General features: G+C 68.9%; 24 protein-coding genes. 8 read left to right on the top strand and 16 right to left on the bottom strand.

What is annotated here, in order from left to right:
* Nucleotides 1–8: 8 nt before the first annotated feature.
* From OC490_RS00425 to OC490_RS00390, 8 genes are all read right to left on the bottom strand, one after another.
* Nucleotides 9–749, bottom strand: a complete 741-nt coding sequence (locus tag OC490_RS00425; protein ID WP_315986644.1) for an SDR family oxidoreductase — start codon at nt 747–749, stop codon at nt 9–11.
* Nucleotides 750–962: 213 nt separating this feature from the next.
* Nucleotides 963–1,400, bottom strand: coding sequence for a VOC family protein (locus OC490_RS00420; RefSeq protein WP_262055733.1), 438 nt, complete (start codon nt 1,398–1,400; stop codon nt 963–965).
* A gap of 351 nt (nt 1,401–1,751) precedes the next feature.
* Nucleotides 1,752–2,684: a bestrophin family protein gene (locus OC490_RS00415; RefSeq protein ID WP_262055732.1), complete on the bottom strand. Its 933-nt coding sequence runs from the start codon at nt 2,682–2,684 to the stop codon at nt 1,752–1,754.
* A gap of 98 nt (nt 2,685–2,782) precedes the next feature.
* Nucleotides 2,783–2,911: a hypothetical protein gene (locus tag OC490_RS00410; RefSeq protein WP_262055731.1), complete on the bottom strand. Its 129-nt coding sequence runs from the start codon at nt 2,909–2,911 to the stop codon at nt 2,783–2,785.
* A 214-nt stretch (nt 2,912–3,125) separates the two neighbouring features.
* Nucleotides 3,126–4,808, bottom strand: a complete 1,683-nt coding sequence (locus OC490_RS00405) for a relaxase/mobilization nuclease domain-containing protein (RefSeq protein WP_262055730.1) — start codon at nt 4,806–4,808, stop codon at nt 3,126–3,128.
* Nucleotides 4,798–5,379: a MobC family plasmid mobilization relaxosome protein gene (locus OC490_RS00400; RefSeq protein ID WP_262056275.1), complete on the bottom strand. Its 582-nt coding sequence runs from the start codon at nt 5,377–5,379 to the stop codon at nt 4,798–4,800. Before OC490_RS00400 ends, OC490_RS00405 begins: the two co-directional genes overlap by 11 nt.
* A gap of 303 nt (nt 5,380–5,682) precedes the next feature.
* Complete coding sequence (locus tag OC490_RS00395; protein ID WP_410098446.1) at nt 5,683–6,951, bottom strand: DUF3631 domain-containing protein; 1,269 nt, start codon at nt 6,949–6,951, stop codon at nt 5,683–5,685.
* Between the two features lie 539 nt (nt 6,952–7,490).
* Nucleotides 7,491–7,685 carry a helix-turn-helix transcriptional regulator gene (locus OC490_RS00390; RefSeq protein WP_262055729.1) on the bottom strand — a complete coding sequence of 65 codons (195 nt, stop codon included), beginning with the start codon at nt 7,683–7,685 and terminating at the stop codon, nt 7,491–7,493.
* Nucleotides 7,686–7,805: 120 nt separating this feature from the next.
* On the opposite strand from OC490_RS00390, the gene OC490_RS00385 reads away from it, so the two are divergent.
* The gene (locus OC490_RS00385; RefSeq protein WP_262055728.1) at nt 7,806–8,309 is read left to right on the top strand and encodes a helix-turn-helix transcriptional regulator; all 504 of its coding nucleotides are present in this window, start codon (nt 7,806–7,808) and stop codon (nt 8,307–8,309) included.
* Nucleotides 8,310–8,330: 21 nt separating this feature from the next.
* The gene (locus OC490_RS00380) at nt 8,331–9,485 is read left to right on the top strand and encodes a tyrosine-type recombinase/integrase (protein ID WP_262055727.1); all 1,155 of its coding nucleotides are present in this window, start codon (nt 8,331–8,333) and stop codon (nt 9,483–9,485) included.
* A 7-nt stretch (nt 9,486–9,492) separates the two neighbouring features.
* On the opposite strand, the gene sodN is transcribed toward OC490_RS00380, so the two are convergent.
* A complete protein-coding gene (gene sodN / locus OC490_RS00375) occupies nt 9,493–9,888 on the bottom strand; it encodes a superoxide dismutase, Ni (RefSeq protein WP_019058247.1) in 396 nt (131 codons plus the stop codon).
* 145 nt (nt 9,889–10,033) lie between these two features.
* Between sodN and sodX the strand changes: the two genes are divergently transcribed.
* Nucleotides 10,034–10,468, top strand: a complete 435-nt coding sequence (sodX, locus tag OC490_RS00370) for a nickel-type superoxide dismutase maturation protease (RefSeq protein ID WP_262055726.1) — start codon at nt 10,034–10,036, stop codon at nt 10,466–10,468.
* On the opposite strand, the gene OC490_RS00365 is transcribed toward sodX, so the two are convergent.
* Nucleotides 10,372–11,001 carry a CGNR zinc finger domain-containing protein gene (locus tag OC490_RS00365; protein ID WP_262055725.1) on the bottom strand — a complete coding sequence of 210 codons (630 nt, stop codon included), beginning with the start codon at nt 10,999–11,001 and terminating at the stop codon, nt 10,372–10,374. The genes sodX and OC490_RS00365 overlap by 97 nt on opposite strands.
* A gap of 114 nt (nt 11,002–11,115) precedes the next feature.
* Here OC490_RS00365 and OC490_RS00360 point away from each other — a divergent pair, with 114 nt between their 5' ends.
* Nucleotides 11,116–11,874, top strand: coding sequence for a class I SAM-dependent methyltransferase (locus OC490_RS00360; protein ID WP_262055724.1), 759 nt, complete (start codon nt 11,116–11,118; stop codon nt 11,872–11,874).
* Between the two features lie 6 nt (nt 11,875–11,880).
* On the opposite strand, the gene OC490_RS00355 is transcribed toward OC490_RS00360, so the two are convergent.
* The 5 genes from OC490_RS00355 to OC490_RS00335 all read right to left on the bottom strand — a co-directional run bounded on the left by OC490_RS00355 (nt 11,881) and on the right by OC490_RS00335 (nt 17,216).
* Nucleotides 11,881–13,545, bottom strand: coding sequence for an AfsR/SARP family transcriptional regulator (locus OC490_RS00355; RefSeq protein WP_262055723.1), 1,665 nt, complete (start codon nt 13,543–13,545; stop codon nt 11,881–11,883).
* Nucleotides 13,546–13,699: 154 nt separating this feature from the next.
* The gene (locus OC490_RS00350; RefSeq protein ID WP_262055722.1) at nt 13,700–14,362 is read right to left on the bottom strand and encodes a hypothetical protein; all 663 of its coding nucleotides are present in this window, start codon (nt 14,360–14,362) and stop codon (nt 13,700–13,702) included.
* Between the two features lie 133 nt (nt 14,363–14,495).
* A complete protein-coding gene (locus tag OC490_RS00345; protein WP_315986643.1) occupies nt 14,496–15,296 on the bottom strand; it encodes an amino acid ABC transporter ATP-binding protein in 801 nt (266 codons plus the stop codon).
* On the bottom strand, nt 15,293–16,228 hold the full coding sequence (locus tag OC490_RS00340) for an amino acid ABC transporter permease (RefSeq protein WP_262055721.1): 936 nt from the start codon (nt 16,226–16,228) through the stop codon (nt 15,293–15,295). The genes OC490_RS00345 and OC490_RS00340 overlap by 4 nt, the downstream gene beginning before the upstream one ends.
* Before the next feature lie 28 nt (nt 16,229–16,256).
* The gene (locus OC490_RS00335; RefSeq protein ID WP_262055720.1) at nt 16,257–17,216 is read right to left on the bottom strand and encodes an ABC transporter substrate-binding protein; all 960 of its coding nucleotides are present in this window, start codon (nt 17,214–17,216) and stop codon (nt 16,257–16,259) included.
* A 501-nt stretch (nt 17,217–17,717) separates the two neighbouring features.
* Between OC490_RS00335 and OC490_RS00330 the strand changes: the two genes are divergently transcribed.
* The 4 genes from OC490_RS00330 to OC490_RS00315 all read left to right on the top strand — a co-directional run bounded on the left by OC490_RS00330 (nt 17,718) and on the right by OC490_RS00315 (nt 21,061).
* Nucleotides 17,718–18,941 carry an NADP-dependent malic enzyme gene (locus OC490_RS00330; RefSeq protein ID WP_262055719.1) on the top strand — a complete coding sequence of 408 codons (1,224 nt, stop codon included), beginning with the start codon at nt 17,718–17,720 and terminating at the stop codon, nt 18,939–18,941.
* A 242-nt stretch (nt 18,942–19,183) separates the two neighbouring features.
* Nucleotides 19,184–20,149 carry a zinc-binding dehydrogenase gene (locus tag OC490_RS00325; RefSeq protein ID WP_262055718.1) on the top strand — a complete coding sequence of 322 codons (966 nt, stop codon included), beginning with the start codon at nt 19,184–19,186 and terminating at the stop codon, nt 20,147–20,149.
* 133 nt (nt 20,150–20,282) lie between these two features.
* Complete coding sequence (locus tag OC490_RS00320) at nt 20,283–20,492, top strand: helix-turn-helix domain-containing protein (RefSeq protein ID WP_019058236.1); 210 nt, start codon at nt 20,283–20,285, stop codon at nt 20,490–20,492.
* On the top strand, nt 20,492–21,061 hold the full coding sequence (locus OC490_RS00315) for a Clp protease N-terminal domain-containing protein (protein ID WP_262055717.1): 570 nt from the start codon (nt 20,492–20,494) through the stop codon (nt 21,059–21,061). The genes OC490_RS00320 and OC490_RS00315 overlap by 1 nt, the downstream gene beginning before the upstream one ends.
* Before the next feature lie 150 nt (nt 21,062–21,211).
* Here OC490_RS00315 and OC490_RS00310 read toward each other — a convergent pair whose 3' ends face one another.
* Entirely contained in the window at nt 21,212–22,291 is a 1,080-nt protein-coding gene (locus OC490_RS00310; protein ID WP_262055716.1) for a PadR family transcriptional regulator, read from the bottom strand.
* Nucleotide 22,292 lies beyond the last annotated feature (1 nt).

The following is a 22,292-nucleotide window of genomic DNA, read 5'->3' as shown; positions in this document are numbered from 1 at the left end:
TTTGTTCGTCAGGAGACGAACTGCTGCCCGCCGTCGATGTCGTATGTCGCGCCGGTCAACGCCGTATTGACCATGAGGTGGACGGCCAGCGCTGCAACGTCCGCCGGTCCGACGACGCGGCCGATCGGCAAGGTCGCGCGCAGCTCGGCGCGGCGTTCCTCGATCCGGTCGCCCAGCAGGGAGGCCGAGAGCGGAGTGTCGACGAATCCGGCCGCGACGAGGTTGACGCGTACCGGTGCGAGTTCGAGTGCGAGGGCTGCGGTGAACGGAGGCAGTGCGTTGGTGGCGGCGGAGGCGGCCCCGAGACCTCGGCCGACGCGCCGTGCTCCGGTGCCGCCCATGAACACCAGGCTGCCTCCGGGTCTCACCCGGCCGACGGCGTTGCGCGCGACTTCGAGTTCCAGCACTGCGTGATCACTGATCGCGTCCCGTACCTCTGCGGTGCTCATTTCGAGCAGCGGCCCGTAGCTCGGGGCGCCGGCCGTCACCATCACGTGGTCGACCGGGGCCGGCAGGTCTTGGAAGAACCTCGCCAAGGCCGTGGGATCGGTTGCGTCGAACGCCTCGGTGCGCTGCGTGCCGAGCTCTGTGGCCGCGCGCTCCAGTCGGCCGGGATCGCGGCCGACAAGGATGAGCTCGGCGCCCTCGGTCCGGGCACGCTTGGCCGTCTCCAGCCCGATGCCGGCGCTACCGCCGATGACAATGACGGTCTGGCCGAGCAGTTCGGGCTTGCGCGCTGGGATTGTCACTGCCGAACTCCTCCTATACATCCCGGTGTCGGGTGGCCGCTCGTGTCGGCAGCCTTTCGACGCCTCCCGCACCGCGCGGAGAACGCGCCACGCAGACCGCTTTAGGACCTGCACTGTGCCTTGGCCATGGTCCTGCGAGCTTCGACCGCCCGGCGCAGGGCCGCCACGCGATCGTCCGTGCAGTCGTATGTCGTGGGCATCGGCCTGTCCTTGTCAGCGGCCGGGCAGGCGCGTCTTGATCTCCTGGAGCAACCAGCCGTTGCCGTCCGGGTCACTGAACGACACGAAGGAACCGTAGTCCGCGTGCTCGGGAGCCGGTCCCTCCACGCGTCCCCGGGTCCCGGCGTGGTGGAAGACGCCCGTGATGTCGTGGAACACCTCGCTCACGTCCACTCCGCGTTCGACGAGATCCGCCCGGGCCGTGTCGATGTCGTACACGGAGAGCTGCAGTCCCTGTGCCGAGCCGGACGGGGCCGAGGTCACGCCCTCGCCGAAGATGATCGAGCACAGGGAACCCGGCGGGGTGAACTGCACCACCCGGTAGCCCGCTTCGACGGCCAGGTCGGCATCCAGGCGCCAGCCGAGCGATCCGTAGAACCGCGTGGCCCGGTCAACATCGGAGATCGGCAACATCACGACTTCTAGTCGCATCTCACCGGCTTGCACCGGAGGCGTTCCGGTGCTTCCGGCGGGTCCCGATTCCACGCTGCCCATCTCTACCTCCAGTGGTCGATGGCCACCCAGAACTCACGATTCCCAAGTTCTGCAGGAGACACTCCGTAGTCGCCGACACGCCTCCCCGGGACTGCGAACGCACCCCACACCATGAGAACCGCCCCCACCGGTGCCCGCAAGTCGGGGTCTGGATCGCCCCTCAGGGACCGGAATTGGGTTCTGCCGCGGTCCAGGGCCGGGAATGCGAGAGGTCCGAGACTGTGGGCGGCGTCTCCGGCCAGCGGCCGCATCCGGTGTGGGCCAGCAGGACCGAGCGGTGGTTCACCATCACCAGAGGTATCCGTCGACGGGCACGGCTTTGGCCGGGCGATCCGGGACGTCGACGAGCTCAAGCAGGTCACGTTCGAGGTTGATGGCCAGGGCCGTGATGGGAACATCCTGGACGCGGTTGGCGAACGGTTCCTCGTTGGCGGCGCCAACCCGTTCGATCAGCCGGAAGTACAAGGCGATCAGGAGCGTGGTGGGAATCACCAGCCACTGGTGGGCGGGTACGACGCTGATAGTCGCGAACGGGAAAACCACGACATAGCAGTGGACGAACACACGACTGAGGTAGTCGTGCGGCCGGGGGATCGGGGTTGCGCTCATGCGTTCCGCGAGTGCCTGCTGGACGGACAGTCCGGCCAAAGCGGTCTCCAACTGGAAGTTGTCCAGACCGGCGAGGATTCCGGCGGCATAGCCTCGGAAGATGGCCTGGCTCTGCAACCGGGCCAGGACGGCGGGCCCATTGTCGGCGGCGAGGACAAGGCCCGCCTCGTCAGCCGGCAGGAGGCGGGTGAGCTCGGCCGTGGCGTCCTGTTGGCGCAGCTTCCGGGCCAGGCTGTGAGCCCAGGCTGCCTGGCGGACGGCCAGGTCACGTTGCCAGGCGTGGACGGCGTCGGATGCGACGGACCCCTGGGCGACCTTGGCATCGGTGAGAGACCGGGCGACCCGGATCAGGGTGCGCGACAGACCAGTGATCTGGGCCCAGATGGTGCTTGCTTCCCACCAGCGCTGGTAGGCGGTATTGGCGCGGAACGCGAGCAGGATGGCCAGAGCGGTACCAAGAACAGTGGCGACCAAAGACGGCAGCGCGAGCCAGGAGATTTCGGCGACGTCGACCAGCAGGTACGCCGCAGTGGCGCTGATCGCGGCAAGCAGCAGATCGAATCGCACATACGGCACGGTCCGGCGGAAGTTGAACGATTCCTTCACGATCACCGAATCAGCCTACGCGCCTGAAGGTCAGGCCGCCCGAGGTCGGGCGTCGGTGATGTACAGGGCGTTACAAAGCCTCTTGGTCTTGTGAGCGTCGCTGGTCAGGCGATGCCCAGGAGGGCGAGCGGGCCGGTGAAGGGCTCGTAGGAGGTGTGGCGTAGGCCGGCAGCGTTGTTGCTGTGTCCGGCGTCGCGGAGCGTGTTGATCGCAAGGTTCCGCAGGGTAGCCAAGCCAATGACTGCCGGAGCGAGCCATTGACTGCAGGAGGAGAAAAGGTCGGCGACCGGGAGGGTAAAGGGCGGCCGCCGCATGTCGGCGATTACGACGGCCGCCCTGTGCGAGGACTCGCGTCTTCGGTCGGCGCGAGAGCCTCGCGAGGGACGGGCCTTCAAGGTCACTTGCCTCGGCGGCATCCTCGTCTGCCGCCGCTGAGGGCCGACTCCCTTATCGGTGTCGGCTGCGTTCCGTTGGCCGTTCGCTCACCGCCGTGGGTGTGGGCTGTGGTGCTGGCGTGGCTGGTCGGGTGCTTCGACTGCGTGCCGCCTGAGCTCGCTTGTTCGGCTGGACGGTGATGCGCCAGTTGAGAACTTCGGCGGGCTGTCCGGCGGTATCGAGTTCTCGTTGGGCAGCGACTTCGGCCAAGAGATGCCGAGGGTTGTGGCCGGCGGTCTCGGCGCGGGCGAGGGTCGTGGTCAGGGCCGGCCAGGCGGGGTCGGTGAGGATGCGGTCGGCGTGGTCGGGGAGGGCTGCGCGCAGGTCTTGCTCGAAGCGGCGGACGGTGACGGTGCGTGGGGCACGTCGGGTGAGATCCGCCAGTACCGGCTCGCCGGCCTGCTGGTAACCCGCCTGCAGATGACGGAAGGCTTCCTCGGCTGCTGCCGCCTGCTGCTCGTGCCCGCGTTGCTCGTGCCAATTGGCAGCGGCGCGCGCCAGATGGAGGGCGGCGAAGATCAAGGCGATGGCGAGTCCGCCAGGATCGTGTGTGGCGTAGGCGAGTTCCTTGGCGGCCTGGCGCAGCGCGCTGGCGGCCTGGTGGTCGGCCCGGATCGCCGAGCGTCGGGCGCGGTTGAACGCCCTTGCTGCGGCTCGTAGTTCGACCTGGTGCGGGCCGTGGGTGGCGAGGGCCAGGTTGTGGAGCGCGTCGCCGAACGCATCCAGGTGGCCCTGGGCCATGGCGTCGTCGCCCGAGGCGAGGGCGGCGTGGGTGTGGCGGATGGCGGTTTCGACGCGGTGCCATGGTTCGACCGGGTCCGCCACCAGCTGGGGGCGGTCGAACAGATCCTGGGTGGGGAGGCGTTCGCACAGGCGGTTGTAGGACAGGTCGGGGGCGAGGCTTGAGCCTCCGTACCAGATGGGTTGGCCTCCGGTGGTGTCGCCAGGGGCGGCGAGGCTGTACCCGGTCACCTCACCGGTCTCCGGGCCGATGCGCGGCCTGACCTGGATACCGAGAGAACGCAGCACGGTGAAGTACTCGTCGATGCTGCGTACGGCGGCGGCGACCGCGTACGCCTGCTCGCGCAGCCACTCGCGCGCGGTCTGCTCCCGGCCCTGGCGCTCGGCCTTGGCCCGCTCGGCGCCAGTGGGCGTGCGCGGTGCGGTGAGGTCGCCGGACTTGAGGCGGCGCAGCCCGAACTCGGCCTCGATCTTGCGGCATTCCCGCTGTGCCCGCCAGCCGTCGCGGTTCGTGCGGGGGCGGCGGCCGTCGGCGCGGATGGTTGTCGCCAGGATGTGGATGTGGTCGTCGGCGTGCCGGACCGCGATCCACCGGCACGCCTTCTCGTCGCCGTCAGGGGCGATGCCCGTGGCCGCGACGACACGGCGCGATACTTCGGCCCACTCGGTGTCGGTCAGGTAGCGGTCGCCGGGCGCGGTGCGTACGGGGCAGTGCCACACATGCTGCGGTGGCTTCCTACCGCCCAGCTCGCGCGTGCGCAGGTCCACGTGGTGGTCCAGGCGCCGGGCGAGCCGGGTGTAGGTGGCCTCGGGGTCGCGGCCGGGATCGGGGGCGCCGGCCATGTCCCAAGCAGCGACGATGTGCGGGTCGGTGTGCTCGTCGCGCCGCCCTTTGCTGAAGAGGTAGTTGATCAGGCCGAGCGTGCTGGAGCCGGTGGAGACGTCAGGCACCATCCGCAGTGCCCTCCGTCAGAAGCCGGTCGATCAGCCGGTAGCTGCTCTCGACCGTCCGCGCGACGCCGGCCAGAACGGCCTCGGCTTGCTCGGGAACGGCGCCTCGGTGGATGGCTTCGGTGATCTGGTTGAGGTTGTTGCCGACGCGGTTCAGCGCAGTGGTGTGCGCCTCGATGGCCTCGATGAGAGGGCGATCGGGATCGTCCTCCGGGCTGCCGACCAGGCCCGCCTTGCCCAGGGCGACGGCGAGGGCGGCATCGCCGACGAAGCCGGCGAACTTCTGCCCGCGTCGCTCGGCCTCCTCGGCGATGATGCGGACCGCGGTCGGTGTGAAGCGGATGGTCTTGTCCTGGTCGCGCTTCTCGGTAGTGCGCTTGCGGTTCAGCAGCACGGGCAGCGCAGGGGCGTCGGGTTCGCGCCAGGAGGGCTTCTCGATGACTGCTGGAGCATCGACGGGTGGCTCGTCGGGTGCGGATGCGGACGTGGAGTCGGCGATAGGCGCGGCATCGGGCGCGACGATCCCAGTCCCCAGCTCGGGTGCCCGCTGGCGCCCGGCCGCCTCCTCCGCCACCCCCGGGGCGGAGGCAAGCGCGGACGAAGCCTCGTTAGAGGCTCGTTCGCTCCAGCTTGCTGCTGGTCGACGGCCTAGGCCGAACAGGCCCCTGCGGCGGCTGTGGTTGTCGTGCATGGTCGTGCTCCGGGTGTGTGCGCGGGGCTGTGTCGTACTCCGTCGCGTCCGTCGCATGCCTGGTCAGCACAGGTACGGACACGGACGCAGGTACGGAGAGATCCGTATTGGCGAGGAAGTCCGTCCCCGCGCTGACCTGCGCGGGGACGGACGCGACGGAGTGCGACGAGCCCAGGGGAAGGTGGGTTAGCGAGCGAGCTTGGGGCCCGCGATGCCGCCGGGCGGGCCAACAGGCAGGGTTCCCCGCGGGACGGCGGGCGACTGGCCCTTGGCTGGAGGTGCCGGTGTGACCTCGTGCGTGGGCGTGGTGACCTGTTGGGTGGGGTCCGGGCAGTAGCGGGCCCAGGCGTCGAGGAACCGGTTACGCATGTACGCCTTGGCCTGCCTGCCCCCCTCGAAGCGGTAGTTGGCCGGGCTGATGTTGAAGTCCCGCAGCAGATTGGCCAGGTGGTAGGCGTTCAGGCCCTTGGTGCCGTACTCCGCCCACGGCGCCTCGGCGTCCACGGTGAGCTCCTGGACCAAGTCATGGGTACGCAGGGCCTCGGGGTTGTCCCGCTCGGCGAAGACACGGCGGATGTCGCGCAGCAGCCGTGTCTTGAGGGTGGTCTGCTCGTCCTGGACGACCTCGTTGCGGGTCATTGCCACACAGGCCGCCCGAGCACTCGTGGGCCAGTGACCGCCGGCCATGTCGGCGACGATGACCAGCGGCTCCCAGGTATCCGCGGCCCGGTCCTCGACCGGCATCCGTGGCACCAGGCGGGCAGCGGTGGCCTGCAGTGGGGTCAGCCACGCGGCCAGCTTGTCTCGCAGCGTATTCAATTCCGGTACGGCGTACCGTGACCGGAACGGGGTGACCTTCTCACCGGGCTTTCGCTTTTGCATGCGGAGCACGACTGCTCGGTCCGTGATCGTGTCGGGCAAGTCGCCGATCGCGGCCAGCGCGGCCATGGCGAAGGTCGGATACGGGGTCGGCTTGTGCTCCGGACCGGAGATGCGCCAGGCGGGCCGGTTGCGCTGATGTCCGGCGTTCAGCAGGCCGCGCAGTTCCTCGTTGTCGCCCGCCTTGCTGAAGATGGCGTCGGCCTCGTCCACCAGGAGCGTGCGCGGGTTCTTGCCGATGACGCGGAAGAGCACCGCCGTGGACATGTTCACCGTCATGATCGGCTGGTGGACGGTCTCGTGGAGCACGTCAAGGACGCGGGACTTGCCGCACCCCTTGGTCGGCCCGACCACCGCCAAGCGGGGAGCGTGCTGCAGCGCGGGCTGGATGTGGGTGGCCGCCACCCACAACGTCACCGCAATCAACGCCTCCTCGCTGGGCAGCACCGCGTACTTGGCGATCGCCGACCGCAACTCGTCAAGCAGTGCAGCACCGTCAGCAGCCGACTCGATGCCGGTGCTTTCGTGATCTCCGGTGCCCAGCCTGCCATCGGGGACCGCGATCTCCTGATGCACGGTCCCCTCGGTGGGACCGTCGGTCCCCGGCGGCCGACGGGGACCGCGATCACGGTCCCCATTGCGGTCCCCTGGTGTAACTCCCTCGTCTTGGGGACCGGTCCCTGTTTTCGCCCCGCTGGCCTGCAGGTTTCCAGCGGCTGTGGATATCGGGACCGTGGCTTGCGGGGACGGGGGCTCGGGCGCCTTGTGGGGACGGTCCCCAGCCGCTGCGTCAGCCGGGCGCTGGTCCCCGTGTGCTCCCGCGTCCGCCGATTGCTGTGTGGTCCCCGTAGCAGGTGACCGTGTGTCCGTCTGGTCCCCGCGGTGCCAGGGGATGCCTTCGCCGGGGACCGCGGTTGCGGGCCAGGCAGTTGGGGATGCGTTCGTGGCGGGGGACGTAGGGTCCTCCATGGACGTTCCTCTCAGGCGAGGGGAGGACGGGCAAGGTCCAGCCCCTCGCCGGCTTGTTCGTTCAGGGATGGGCGAAGTGCGGGGACTCTCCGGCCCTTGGCGTTGGCGCGCCGAGGGCCGTTTCCGTGTCCGGGGCTCTCGTCGGCTCAGGAGGCCAGACCCCACTCGCCCCGGCTGTCGTTCAGCGCGCGCTCGTAGCGCAGCAGCTCGGCCTCGGCGTACAGCACCCGCTTGCCGATCTTGATCCCGCGCGGGCCTTTCTCGATCTGGCGCCAGTAGCGGACGGTGCTCTCGGCTGTGCGGTAGCGCTCGGCGACCTCGGCGGTGGTCAGGTATCGCATGCGTTCCTAATCGACTAAGTGGCGTTCCTATCTGCATAAAGTGTGCCCGACGATCGCCGGTTAACCAAATCGGATAGCGTGCGTTACAATTGGGATAGTGATGATCGTGATGGAGGTTCGATGGCAGGCGACAAGGTCGACGGTGGTGAGGTGCCGCTGCTCTACAGCGAGGGCAACATCGCCGCTCGCGTGGCGCTGGAGCGCGAGGTCAGGGGATGGAGCACGACGGAGCTGGCGGACCGGGTGTCCAAGGCCGGCGTCAAGATGAACCAGACCGCGGTCTGGCGCATCGAGAACGGCACCCCGCGCCGCCGCATCAACGTCGACGAGGCGCTCGCCTTCGCCCGCGTCTTCGAGCTGCCCCTCGAAGAGCTGATGTCACCGTCGCTGGAAGGGCTTGATCTCGACAGCAGACGGCTCGTTCAGGAAGCCGTCGAGGCGTACTACGAGACACGCGACGCCGAAGACCGCCTGCACCACGCCGTCGTCGGCATCGCCGAGCACATTCAGGGTCACCCCGACAGCTCACGAGCCATCCATGAGCAGTGCCTTCGCCTGATGGGCGACGAGCGCGACGCGCGCACCCTCACCGAGCACATCGAGGGCGGCGGCAACTACCGGTAACCAACCCAAGGGAGAAGCCACTTGGCCAACATTCAAAAGCGCCCCAACGGCAAATGGCGGGCCCGCTACCGCGACCTTGACGGCAAGGAGCACGCCCGCCACTTCGACCGCAAACTCGACGCCCAGCGCTGGCTCGACGAGGTCACGGCCAGCGTGGTCACCGGCCTGTACGTCGACCCGCGCGCCGGCAAGATCTCATTCGAGAAGTACGCGACGAAGTGGGAGGGCGAGCAGATCGCCGGTGAGGCGGGCACCCGTATCACCGACAACGCCCTGCGGGTTCACCTGATACCCGCGCTCGGCTCCTACGCGATGGCGTCCTTGCGCCGCAGCCACATCCAGGCCCTCTTCAAGAAGCTCTCCGAGCAACTGGGTCCCGGCAGCGTACGCAACGTCTACGACGTCCTGGTCCGCGTCATGACGGCGGCCGTCGAGGACAAGGTCATCGCCGTGACCCCCTGCAAGCGGATCACGCTTCCGTCCATGCCCGACGAGGAGTTCACTCCGCTCACTGTCGCGCAGGTCGAGGCGATGCTCGGAGCGATGCCGCCGTACATCCGAACGGCGATCGTCGTCCTGGCCGGATCGGGCTTGCGGATAGGCGAGTTGCTCGGCCTCAAGCTCTCGGACGTCGACTTCAAGAGCGGCACGATCCGCGTCGAGCGCCAGCGTCTCCAGTCCGGCCTGATCGGTCCGCCGAAGACCGGCAAGTCCCGGCGTACGGTCCCGGTCGGCGAGGTCGTTACGGACGCGCTCCTCACGCACCTCGCCGCACGGCCCTCGAAGGAGTGGCTGTTCACGATGGAGGAGGGCGAGCCCCTCAACTACCGTCGCTGGAAGACCGAGTGGAACTGCGCCCGCAAGGCGCTCCAGGCGGCGGAGAACGAGGCAGCCGAGCGCGCGGGGCGCAAACCCGTCGAGCTGCCGCACATGGTGACCCACGACCTGCGCCACTTCTACGCCTCCGCCCTCATCGCCGGCGGAGCGAGCGTCAAGCAGGTCCAGCTCGTCCTCGGCCACGCGTCCGCCGTCATCACGCTGCGGATCTACGCCCACCTGTGGCCGGGCGAAGAAGACCGCACCCGGACCGTCATGGACGCCGTTCTCGGCGGCCTGCGGACCGGGTGCGGACTGGGAGACGCTGCAACGAAAGAAATCGCAGGTCAGAAGGCATGAGTAAAGATCAAGCCTTCTTGGTCTCCCAGAAAATCTTGTCGATCTGGGCGATGTAGTCCAGCGCCTTCTGGCCCGTCGCCGGGTCGGTGGACGCCTTGGCGGCCGAGAGGGCCTTCAGGGTGTCGTTGACCAGCTGGTGCAGCTCCGGGTACTTCTCGAAGTGCGGGGGCTTGAAGTAGTCGCTCCAGAGCACCGAGACGTGGTGCTTCGCGAGCTCGGCGCGCTGTTCCTTGATGACGATGGCGCGCGCTTGGAAGTGCGGGTCGTCGTTGGCGGCCATCTTGTCCTGGACGGCCTTCACCGACTCCGCCTCGATGCGGGCCTGGGCCGGGTCGTACACACCGCAGGGCAGGTCGCAGTGCGCGCTGACCTTCACCTTGGGGGCAAACAGGCGGGAAAGCATGGAGCGTTCCTTCCTCGTGATCGTCTTCTCAGGTGGGACATTACTCCCTGGAGAAGCTGATTTCGCGAGTGCCCCCATGGGCTTAGGACAAAAGTCCGGGGTCGGACTCAGACTGGTGGAGGATAGGACCGGGGAGGTGCCGGGGATGCCGGAGCTGTCGCAGGAGACCGAGCGCGGGAGGGCCGTACTGCCCTTCGGGACGGCCGAGGTGACCGGGCCGTCCATGGTGCCGACGCTGGTCCACGGGGACTTGCTGGTGGTGCAGTACGGGGCGCGGATCAGGCCCGGGGACATCGTCGTGCTGCGGCATCCGTTCCAGCAGGACCTGCTGGTCGTCAAGCGGGCCGTGGAGCGGCGGGACGGCGGGTGGTGGGTGCTCGGGGACAACGCGTTCGCCGGTGGGGACAGTACCGACTACGGCGCCGTGCCCGAGGATCTGGTGCTGGGCAGGGTGCGCTTCCGGTACCGGCCGCTCAAGCGGGATCAGCGTTCGCCGTTCGCGCTCGCGCGCTGGGTGCTCTCGGCCGCCAGGCCCGTCCTCTCCGACCGGTCGGCCTCCAGGCGCTTCCGGGCCCGGTAGGCGGCCACGTTGGCGCGGGTGGCGCAGCGGTCCGAGCAGTAGCGCCGGGAGCGGTTGGTCGAGGTGTCCAGGTAGGCGTTGCGGCACGGGGGCGCCTCGCACAGGCCCAGGCGGTCGACGCCGTACTCGGTGAGGTGGAAGGCCAGGCCCATCGCCGCGATGGCCGCGTAGCCGGCGGTCGCGTTCGACGGGTGGTCCGCGAGGTGCATGTGCCACAGCGGACGGCCGTCCTCGTCCCGGAAGTTGTGCCCGGAGATCTGCGGACTGACCGGGAACTCCAGGAGGAGTGAGTTCAGCAGGTTCACGGAGAGGGTCTCGTCGCCGTCGTCGGCCGCCTGGAAGACCGCCCGCAGCCGGCCCCGGACCGAACGGAAGCGTGTGACGTCGGCGTCGGTGGCGCGGCGGGCCGCCTCCTTGTTGGTGCCGAACAGGTCCCGTACGGCCTCGACCGAGGTCAGGACGTCCTTGCCCCGGGCCGGTTCCTCGGTGTTGACGAGGCGTACGGCGTAGTCCGAGTAATAGGCCAGTTCCACTTGTAGTCCTTACGGAGGCGCTCTATGGTCGTGGATGCGGTCGGGTAACAGCTGATCGTGCTTCCAGGGTATTACGGCAGTGGAATTGTGACAGCGCGTGGACAGGGGGTCCTCATGACGACCGGTGTCGGAACCGACTGGCAGTCCTGGCAGGAGAGCTGGGACCGGCAGCAGGAGTGGTACATGCCCGACCGGGAGGACCGCTTCCGGATCATGCTCGACATGGTCGAGGCGAGCGTCGGACCCGAGCCACGCGTCCTCGACCTCGCCTGCGGCACCGGCAGCATCACGGCCCGGCTGCTGGCCCGCTTCCCGAACGCCACCAGTACCGGCGTCGACCTCGATCCCGCCCTCCTCGCCATCGCCCGCGGCACCTTCGAGGGCGACGAGCGGGTCTCCTTCGTCACGGCCGACCTCAAGGACCCGCAGTGGACGAGGAAGCTGCCGTACGACTCGTACGACGCCGTCCTCACCGCCACGGCCCTGCACTGGCTGCACAGCGAACCCCTCGCCAACCTCTACGGCCAACTCGCCGAACTCGTCCGCTACGGCGGCGTGTTCATGAACGCCGACCACATGATCGACGACAGCACGCCGCGGATCAACGCGATCGAGCGCACCCGCAGCCGTGCCCGGATGGAACAGGCCCAGCGGAACGGCGCCCTCGACTGGGCCGAGTGGTGGCAACTCGCCGCCCAGGACCCCGTTCTCGCCGAACCGACCGCCCGCCGCTTCGAGATCTACGGCGCCCACGCGGACGGTGACATGCCCTCGGCCGCATGGCACGCGCGCGTGCTGTGCGAGCAGGGGTTCGGGGAGGCGCGGGCGGTGTGGTGCTCGCCGTCGGACACGTTGTTGCTGGCGCTGAAGTAGGTCTGCCTATCCCCTGGTCTCCAACTTCGGCCGCCGCGCGGTCAGATGCGCGACGAATGCCCGGGTCGGCGCCAGCAGCCGGAACCTTCGGCCGGCCGGCGTGTCCAGCGAGTGCACGAACGACTGCTCCACGAGCGCGGCCAGTGCCTGCAGCGCGCAGCCGGGGAGGAGATACGGTTCCGCCGCGGCCTCCACGTCGGACAGGCTGAACACCCCCTCCGTTTCGGCGAGAAGCCGCAGCAGTTGGCGCTCGTGCGAGCAGAGGCGGGCGTGATCCCGGCTGAGGGCGGACGTGAGGGTGTCCTGTCCGCGCGCGTCGGCGGTGTGGGGCAGCAGGCAGTCCAGGCCCGTGTCCAGCCGGTCGGCGAGCTCCGGGAGGGAGAACACGCGCAGCCGGGCCGCGGCGAGTTCGATGGCCAACGGCAGTCCGTCGAGGCGGCGGCAGATTCTCGCCACCAGCGCGGGGCGCGGCGCCGTGGTCCGGGAGCCGGCCGTCGCCTGTACGGCCCGCTGCACGAACAGCCGGGTGGCGGCCGTCTCCTCGCTCGCCTTCGGAGTGGGCAAGGGGCTCAACGGCCACGTCACCTCTCCGCTGATGCGCAGCGGAGAGCGCGAGGTCGCCACCACGGTGCTGCCGGGCCGGGAGAGCAGACCGCGGGCCAGGGCGGCGGCGTCGGGCAGGTCCTCGCAGTCGTCCAGCACGAACAGCGCGCGCGGCCCGGTGCCGGGACCGGGCGGTACGGCGGGGAGGGCCGTACCGGCCGCGACGGGGCTGACGACGGTCACCCCGCCCGGGAAACCGGCGGTCAGCGTGCGCGCGGTGTCCAGCGCCAGTGCCGACTTGCCGCAGCCACCGGGACCGGTGACGGTCACGAGCCCTCCGCGGAGGGCGAGTTCGCGGAGTTCGGCACGCTCGTGATCCCGGCCGACCACGGTGACATACGGCCGTACTCCCCTCCAGGGGGTTTCCACGGCCGTCGCGGCCCACCCCGTACCGGCATCGGCCGCCGCGAGGATGCCGCCGTGCAGCGCCCGCAGTTCCGCGCAGGGCCCGACCCCGAGTTCACCGTCGAGGAAGGTGTACAGCTCCTGGTACGCCTCCAGCGCCTCCTTGTCGCGACCGCACCTGTGGAGGGCCGTCATCAGCCGGCCCCACCGGCCTTCACGGAACGGTTCGGCCCGCACCAGCCGCCTGAACTCGGCGACGACGTGGGTGTGTTCACCGGCGTCGAGGTGCGCGTCCATGAGTTCGTCCTCCGCCGACAGGCGCAACTCCCGCAGCCCGGCGGTCGCGTCGTGCAGGGGCTCGGTCAGCTCCAGTGTCTCCAGGACGTCGCCCTGCCACAGGTCCAGTGCCGCCGTGAAGCAGCGCACTGCATCCCGCGGCCGACCCGTGCGCGCCGCCGTCCGGGCCTCGCCGACGAGCCGTTCGAAGACATCCGCGTCGAGGTCGTCCGGCTCGACGAGAAGGCGGTAGCCGTCATGTGTCGTGATGAGCCGGGAGGCGCCCAGGAGCACGCGCAGAGTCGAGACGTAGGCCTGCAGATTTGCCCGGGCCGACGGCGGTGGTGTGTCTCCCCACAGTGCCGCCGTCAGCTCGCGGGTGGAGACGGTACGGCCGTTGTGCAGCAGCATGGCCGCGAGCAGGAGACGGGGTTTGCGGCGTTGCAATGCAAGCCGTTCCCCTGTCTCCGTACACACGCGCAACTGTCCGAGTATCCGGTATCTCACCGTAGAACACCCCCGTGTTCAGCATCTTGTGCACACTAATACACAGGGGAGTCCGTCGTTCCGCCTTCTGGTTTACCAGTCGACGGATCCTTTGCTAACTGAAAACCTTCACGCAGACGTTGAGTGCTTTGCTGAACCCGTCGTCCTGGTTGCCGAGGACCACCCGGGCGGCCACGTCGTCCTTCAGGCAGATCTCCTTGTGCCCCGGGTAGGGCCTGGCGTCCAGGGTGCTTCCCGGCTTGAAGGCGACGGTGGAGTGCGTGTTGTTCTGGATGTAGTAGTGGCCCTTCCGGTGGAACGAGGACGAGGCCTTGGCCGCCTTGATACGGCCGCACGTCTTGGTCGGCGTCAGACCCACGGCGAACGGCGTGTTGACCGTGATGGCCGTGTGGACGTTGCACCCGTGGTCGTAGATGTACTGCGACATCGTGGCGCTGTCCACGTTCCGGTACGCCGCGTGGCCGCCGTCGCACTTGCCTCTGACGATCATCTTCAGCTGGGGGTTGCCGAGCTTGAGCTGGTCGATCCAGATGTCCTTGCGGCCGGTGTTCGGCTGTTTGAGCCACCAGCGGTACGACATCTTTCCGGTGATGGTGAGCGTGACGCACCGGCCCAGAGGCGAGGACCAGGCCGAGAAGCCGCCGCTGTACGTCTTGGTCGTCGTGTGCTTGGTCACCGCGTTCGCCTGGGTGTTCACGCCGACGACCATCGCCAGGGCCAGTGGTACGACTGCGAGGAACCTCTTCTTGACCTTCACGCGGGTCTCCTTCACGGAGAGAGGGCGGCTCTTTTCGGTCGCCGGGCGACAGCGATGGTCGCGCCGGAAACTACACACTCCGCCATGCGGATCTGCATGGCGGAGTGAAGGGCGCAGTCCCACTGCGTGAGGGTCAGAGCACCTTGGAGAGGAACGACTTGGTCCGCTCCTGCTGCGGGTTCATCAGGACCTCGCGCGGGTGGCCGGACTCGACCACCACGCCGTCGTCCATGAAGACCAGCGAGTCGCCGACCTCGCGGGCGAAGCCCATCTCGTGGGTGACGACGATCATCGTCATGCCGTCCGCCGCGAGGTCCCGCATCACGTCCAGCACCTCGCCGACCAGCTCCGGGTCGAGCGCCGAGGTCGGCTCGTCGAAGAGCATCAGTTTGGGCTGCATCGCCAGCGCCCGGGCGATCGCGACGCGCTGCTGCTGGCCGCCGGAGAGTTGGGAGGGGTAGTGGCCGGTGCGGTCGCCGAGACCCACGCGGTCCAGCAGCTGCTGCGCCCGTTCCCGCGCCACGGCCTTGGTCTCGCGCTTGACCTGGACCGGCGCCTCCATGACGTTCTCCAGCGCCGTCATGTGCGGGAAGAGGTTGAAGCGCTGGAACACCATGCCGATGTCCCGCCGCTGCGCGGAGACCTCCTTCTCCTTCAACTCGTAGAGCTTGTCGCCCTGTTGCCGGTAGCCGACGAGCCGGCCGTCGACGTACAGCCGCCCGGAATTGATCTTCTCCAGGTGGTTGATGCACCGCAGGAAGGTGGACTTGCCGGAGCCGGACGGGCCGACCAGGCAGAACACCTCGCGGGGGTTCACCTCCAGGTCGATGCCCTTGAGGACGTGCGACAGTCCGAACGACTTGTGCACGGCCTCGGCCCTGACCATCGGGTGGCCGCCGGTGCCCGGGGCGATGTCCTTGGCGAGACTGGTCATCGGGCCACCTCCGGGCGGCGGAACGAGCCGAACATGCGGAGGTACTTCCGCATCCGCTGCAGCGGGGTCGGCGGCAGACTGCGGCTCGAACCGCGGGCGTAACGGCGCTCGACGTAGTACTGCACGATGCTGAAGACCGTGGTCAGGAACAGGTACCAGATGCACGCCACGAAGTACATCTCGACGACCGCCAGCGAGGTGCTGGAGATGTCCGTGGCCTTCTTGATCAGCTCGGGGAGCTGGACGGCGTAGGCCAGGGACGAGGTCTTCAGCATGTTGATGAACTCGTTGCCGGTCGGCGGGATGATGACCCGCATCGCCTGCGGGAGGACCACCCGGCGCAGCGTCTTGCTCTGCGTCATACCCAGGGCGTGCGACGCCTCCGTCTGGCCCTCGTCGACCGACTGGATGCCGGCCCGGACGATCTCGGACATGTAGGCGGCCTCGTTCAGGCCGAGCCCGAGCAGCGCCGTCAGGACCGGCGTCATCACCTGGTTCATCTCGTCCTTGTAGAACCCGAGGTTCAGGACGGGGAAGACCAGCGCGATGTTGTACCAGAGCAGCAGCTGCACCAGGACCGGGGTACCGCGGAAGAACCAGATGTAGAACCAGGCCACGGTGCTGGTGACCGGGTTCGACGACAGCCGCATCACCGCGATGACGATGCCGAGCACGACGCCGAGGACCATTGCGAGCACGGAGATGTACAGCGTGGTCCAGGCGCCGGCCACGATGCCCGGGTCGAAGAGATAGTCGGGGATCACGCTGTAGTTGATCTTCGCGTTGGAGAACGCGATCCCGATCAGCACCAGCAGGCCGATGATCACGACCCCGGCCACCCAGCGGCCGTAGTGGCGGACCGGGATGGCCTTGATCTGCTCGGGCGGTACCGAGGGTGCGGGTGGCGGAACCCGGTCGGAAATCTCAGTCACGGTGACTGCCTTTCAGCGTCGCGCGGGATCAGGAGCCGCCGTTGATCTTGGCCTCGGTGACCGCGCCGTCCGTGACGTTCCACTTCTGCAGGATCTTGGTGTACTCGCCGTTCTTCATGATCGCGGCGAGCGCGGCCTGGAGGGCGTCGCGCAGCTGGGTGTTGGTCTTGCTGACGGCGATGCCGTACGGGCCCGCCTCGATCTGGTCGCCGACGACCTCGAAGTCCTTGCCGCCGCTGGAGGTCTTCGCGTTGTAGGCCGCCACCGGGAAGTCGTTCAGGTCGGCGACGGACGCGCCCTGCTTCAGACGCAGCAGCGCCTCGGGGTCGGTGTCGAAGGTCTGCAGGCTGATGGCCTTCTTGCCGTCGGTCGTACACTTCTTGCTCTGCGTCTTGGCGATGCCCTCGGACGTCGTGCCCTTCTGCAGGGCCACGACCTTGCCGCACAGGTCGTCGAGCGACTTGATGCCCTTCGGGTTGCCCTTCTGGACGAGGATCGACGTACCGGCGGTGAAGTAGTCGACGAAGTCGACGCCGTCGCCGACCTTCTTGCCGGTGTCCGAGTTGATGCCGTCCTGGCGGGCCTTGGTGTCGTTCATCGCCGACATGAGCACCTGGAAGCGCTTGGCCTGGAGGCCCACGATCAGGTTGTCGAACTTGCCGTTCTGGAACTCGAACTTCACGCCGAGCTGCTTGCCGAGCGCGTCCGCGATGTCCGGGTCGATACCGACGGCCTTGCCGTTGTCCATGTATTCGACCGGCGGGTATGCGATGTCCGAGCCGACCTGGATGACACCCGCCTTGCGGATGTCGGCGGGGAGCTTGCTCGCGAGCGGGGCCGAGGACGACGGCGACTCGGAGCTGCTGCTGCTCTTGTCCGTGTGGTCACCGCAGCCGGTGAGCAGCAGGGTGCCGGCGACCGCGATCGCACCGACCGCTGTGAGCCGGGTGTGCGCGGCGGTCGTACGACGGGTGAAGCGTGCGGTCATGGTGGGTTCCTCCGGCGGGATGGATGGCGGTGCCGACGGGTCGACGAGAACACACACCTTCGGGTGTCGCGACCTCGTGTGATTAGGGCATCTTGCCATTCGGACTGAACCATTCAGGGGACTACCCATGTCAAAATCGGATAACGGGTGAACCCCGAATCGCATCAGGTCGGTACATCAGGACGCCCTGATCGCGGACCATCTGCTGGAATCACTCCTTCCGGCCGGAAGATCTTCGGTATGTCTCACGATGTGATCGATCATCGTTCCGCCCTCGGCCGACGAGATGTGACCTTGCGCCTATTGGACTCGTCCTCGGTGCCGTCCGTCCGGTAAGAAGGTTCTTTACACCCCTCATCCGGGGCTCAGGGCGCGTGTGCGGCGCGCCCGTCGCGCAGGTGCTCGTACGCATCAACTCTCTGGGCCCTGCGCGGTGCCCGCCCACCCCTCACCAGGGAGTGGCCACCCTCAAATCAATGAAGACCTAAGGGGTAAGACAAAGTGGCAGCGGAGATCGTCAATCCTCGCAGCGACAGCAGTACGGATCAGGACGGCGGGGCCGAGCCCCTCGATTCCTTCGATCCTGCGTTCGCGCTGCACCGCGGCGGCAAGATGGCCGTGCAGGCCACCGTGCCGATCCGTGACAAGGACGACCTGTCCCTCGCATACACACCCGGCGTCGCGCGCGTGTGCACCGCCATCGCGGAGCAGCCGGAACTCGTCCACGACTACACCTGGAAGTCGTCCGTGGTCGCCGTCGTGACGGACGGTACGGCGGTGCTCGGACTCGGTGACATCGGTCCCGAGGCCTCCCTCCCCGTCATGGAGGGCAAGGCCATCCTGTTCAAGCAGTTCGGCGGCGTGGACGCGGTGCCGATCGCGCTGGCCTGCACCGGCGTCGACGAGATCATCGAGACCGTGGTGCGCCTCGCGCCCTCCTTCGGGGGCGTCAACCTGGAGGACATCTCGGCGCCGCGCTGCTTCGAGATCGAGCGCAGGCTCCAGGAGCGGCTCGACATCCCGGTCTTCCACGACGACCAGCACGGTACGGCGATCGTGACGCTCGCGGCCCTGCGGAACGCGGCGAAGCTGACCGGGCGCGAACTGGGCGACCTGCGGGCCGTCATCTCCGGCGCGGGCGCGGCCGGGGTGGCCATCGCCAAGTTCCTGCTGGAGGCCGGGCTCGGCGACGTCGCGGTCGCCGACCGCAAGGGCGTCGTCTCGCGTGACCGGGACGACCTCACGCCCGTCAAGCGGGAACTCGCCGAGCTCACCAACAAGGCGGGGCTCTCGGGGACGCTGGAAGCGGCGCTGGAAGGCGCCGACGTCTTCATCGGTGTCTCCGGCGGTACGGTCCCGGAGCCGGCGGTGGCTTCCATGGCCGAGGGCGCGTTCGTCTTCGCCATGGCCAACCCGGACCCCGAGGTGCACCCCGATGTGGCGCACAAGTACGCGGCGGTCGTCGCCACGGGCCGGTCCGACTTCCCGAACCAGATCAACAACGTGCTGGCGTTCCCGGGCATCTTCGCGGGCGCGCTGCAGGTGCGGGCGTCTCGGATCACCGAGGGGATGAAGATCGCGGCGGCCGAGGCGCTGGCCGGTGTCGTCGGCGACGATCTCGCCGCGGACTATGTGATTCCGTCACCGTTCGATGAGCGGGTCGCGCCTGCGGTTACGGCGGCTGTTGCCGCGGCGGCGCGGGCGGAGGGTGTTGCCCGCAGATAGGTGCGTTTGGCCCCGTCCACTTGGGCGGGGCCATTTTCTTTGCCCACCCGCCCGCCCGTTCGGGTGATTGAGGGGTGGGCGTTTCCTGTGGGTGGCTCGGGTTCGCCGACGGCTGCGGGTCGTGGCGGCTTGACCTCTTTTCCCGTCGCAGCCCCCGGGAACACGGCAACCTTGCGCAAGAGGGCATGTGTCACACCGCCCGGTAGTTCCCTGGCCAACCGGCGGAGCCTATGGTCAAGGTCATGTTCGCCGTCTACGCCGCCCGAATCGACCGCGACCAGCCGCTCTCCGGCCTTGAGTTGGGGGAGCGCCCCGCCCCCGAGGCCCGGCCGGGCTGGAGCACCATCGATGTCAGGGCCGCCTCCCTCAATCACCATGACCTGTGGTCCCTGCGCGGCGTGGGCCTCGCCGAGGACAAATTGCCGATGATCCTCGGCTGCGACGCCGCCGGCGTCGACGAGGACGGCAACGAGGTCGTCCTGCACTCCGTGATCGGCCAGACCGGCCACGGCGTCGGGCCCAGGGAACCCCGTTCCATCCTCACCGAGCACTACCAGGGCACCTTCGCCGAGCAGGTCGCCGTACCGACGTGGAACGTGCTGCCCAAGCCGAAGGAACTGTCCTTCGCCGAGGCCGCCTGTCTGCCCACGGCCTGGCTGACGGCGTACCGCATGCTCTTCACCAACTCCGGGGTACGACCCGGCGACTCGGTGCTCGTGCAGGGCGCGGGCGGCGGTGTCGCCACGGCCGCCATCGTGCTCGCGAAGGCGGCCGGGCTGCGGGTCTTCGCGACCAGCCGGGACGAGGCCAAGCGGAAGCGGGCGCTCGAACTGGGCGCCCTGGAAGCGGTGGAGCCGGGGGCTCGGCTGCCGCAGCGCGTGGACGCCGTCATCGAGACCGTCGGCGCGGCCACCTGGTCCCACTCGGTGAAGTCCCTCAAGCCCGGCGGCACGCTCGTCATCTCCGGTGCCACGAGCGGCGACCGCCCCTCGCACGCCGAACTGACCCGCATCTTCTTCCTCGAACTCAAGGTCGTCGGTTCGACCATGGGCACCAAGGACGAGCTGGAGGACCTGCTCGCCTTCTGCGCCGCGACGGGTGTCCGCCCGGTCATCGACGAGGTACTCCCGCTGGACCGGGCCCGCGAGGGCTTCGAACGCCTCGACTCCGGCGGCCAGTTCGGCAAGATCGTGCTCACGAACGGCTAGCGGGCTCCCTTTCCTTCGGTTCTGTTCCACGGCTTTGCGGCCGGTCCGGTTTCTCGGGCCGGCCGCAGGCGTTTACCGGCACTATCCGTCAACTTTGGTTGACATGCAGGGCGTGTCAACGTAGGTTGACATCATGACCGAAGCAACGGATCTCGCCGAGCGCGCGGGTGACCGTGATCCACGGGTCGGCCTCCGTGCCGTCTCCGCGCTCCGCAAGCTGGTGGAGCAACTGGAGGCGGTGCAGGTGCGCAGTGCGCGCAATCAGGGCTGGTCGTGGCAGGAGATCGCCGCGGAACTCGGAGTCAGCAGGCAGGCCGTGCACAAGAAGTACGGGAGGCAGTGATGTTCGAACGGTTCACGAAAGACGCCCGCGCCGTGGTGCAGAGCGCGGTGGAGCACTGCGAGCGGTCAGGGTCCGGTTCCGTCGAGGCCGCACACCTGCTGCTGGCACTCCTCGACCGCGAGGGCAGCCGGGCCTCCTTCACCCTGACCGCCCTCGGTCTCGCTCCCGAAGAACGCAAGGAGTCCGTACGGCAGGCTCTGGGCGACGCGCGCCGACGTGCCGGGCTCTCCCAGGCCGAGGCCGACGCGCTTGCCGGGCTCGGCATCGACGTCTCGGAGATCGTGGCCCGGGTCGAGGAGGTGCACGGTGTCGGGGCGATGTCCGGCGACCGCAAGGGTGGGGAAGGGTGGTCGGGCCGCCGTACCTTCGGCCGGGGCGCCAAGAACGTCTTGGAGAAGGCCCTGCGCATCGCCGCCGCCCACCACGACCGGCACATCGGCGACGAGCACTTCCTGCTCGCCCTGACCATCCTCCCCGGCGTGCCGGGCGAGGTGCTCGCAGCTCACGGCGTGACCCACGAGGCGGCGACGCGGGTCCTGTATGGCGGGGGAGAGGCGAAGGCGGGCTAAGGGGCGGAGACGGGCGGACGGTTAGCGGTTAGCGGTTAGCGGTTGGGGGCTGAGGGCTGAGGGCCGAGGGCAGGGTGGCGCGGAGCGGGGCGGGCGCCAGGGCCTTGTGCCCGGCGCCCTGCCGCAGTGCGGTGCGGTGCGACGGCCGGCTCAGGCCCGGTGGCTGCCGCGCAGTATCGCCCCGATGTGTGCCGCCGCCGCGGACAAGTGGCGGCGGGTGTCGCGGAGTTGGTCCTCGGTGACACCGCGGTCGCGGGCCGCGTCACGGATGTCGTCCCGGAAGCGGTCGAGGAGCCGGTCCAGATCGCGGGCCGGGTCGCCGGTGGACTCCTCGTGGGCCCAGACCGGTTCGTACTCCGCGGGGAAGTCCTCCGGAGTCCGGCTGTACTCCGGTGCCGACGCCCCCGGTGCCGGTGCCGGTGCCGACTTGCCCGTACCCGGCCGCCCCCCGAACCCGAAGTCCTTGCCGAACTCCTTCCCGAAGTCCCCGAACTCCTTTGCCAGTTCGGTCAGGCTCTCCCGTACGCCCGTGGGCCAGTCGCCGCGCGCGAAGTGGTCCTGCGCGTGCTCCTGGACCTGGCGGCCGATGCGCTGCATCTCCTCCTGGGCCTGTGCCCACGCCCGCGCCTGGGCCTCCTTGGCCTGGCGCCGAGCCTGCTGGGCCTCCTCGCGGGCCCGCCGGCTCTCGTCCTTGGCGCGCCGGGCCTGCTCCTTCCACTCCTGCTTGGCGCGGCGCATCTCCTCCTTGGCGGCGCGCCACGACTCCTTGTCGCCGAAGTCCGTGAAGTCCCCGGCGGCGCCTTCGTGTTCGCCGCTACGAGCCCGCGCGCTGCCGGTGCCCCGCCGGGCCTCGGAGGCCGCCGCGCGCATCTCGCGCCGCAGGTCGCCCGCAGCGCCCCGGACATCGGCCCGGATCTCGGCGGCCAACTCGGCGACGGACTCGCGGATCTCCAGCTCCAGGTCGGCCAACTCGCCGCTGCGGTCGGCCAGTTCGGCGCGGCCGGCGTCCGTGATGGCGTACACCTTCCGGCCGCCCTCGGTGGTGTGGGTGACCAGGCCCTCGACCTCCAGCTTGGCCAGGCGCGGGTAGACCGTGCCCGCCGACGGCGCGTACAGCCCCTGGAAGCGCTCCTCCAGGAGGCGGATCACCTCGTAGCCGTGACGGGGGGCCTCGTCCAGCAGCTTCAGCAGGTAGAGGCGGAGGCGGCCGTGGGCGAAGACGGGAGGCATG

It is taken from the genome of Streptomyces sp. STR69, from assembly GCF_024519455.1.
GTDB lineage: Bacteria > Actinomycetota > Actinomycetes > Streptomycetales > Streptomycetaceae > Streptomyces.
This window is presented reverse-complemented; position numbering and strand designations above follow the sequence as displayed.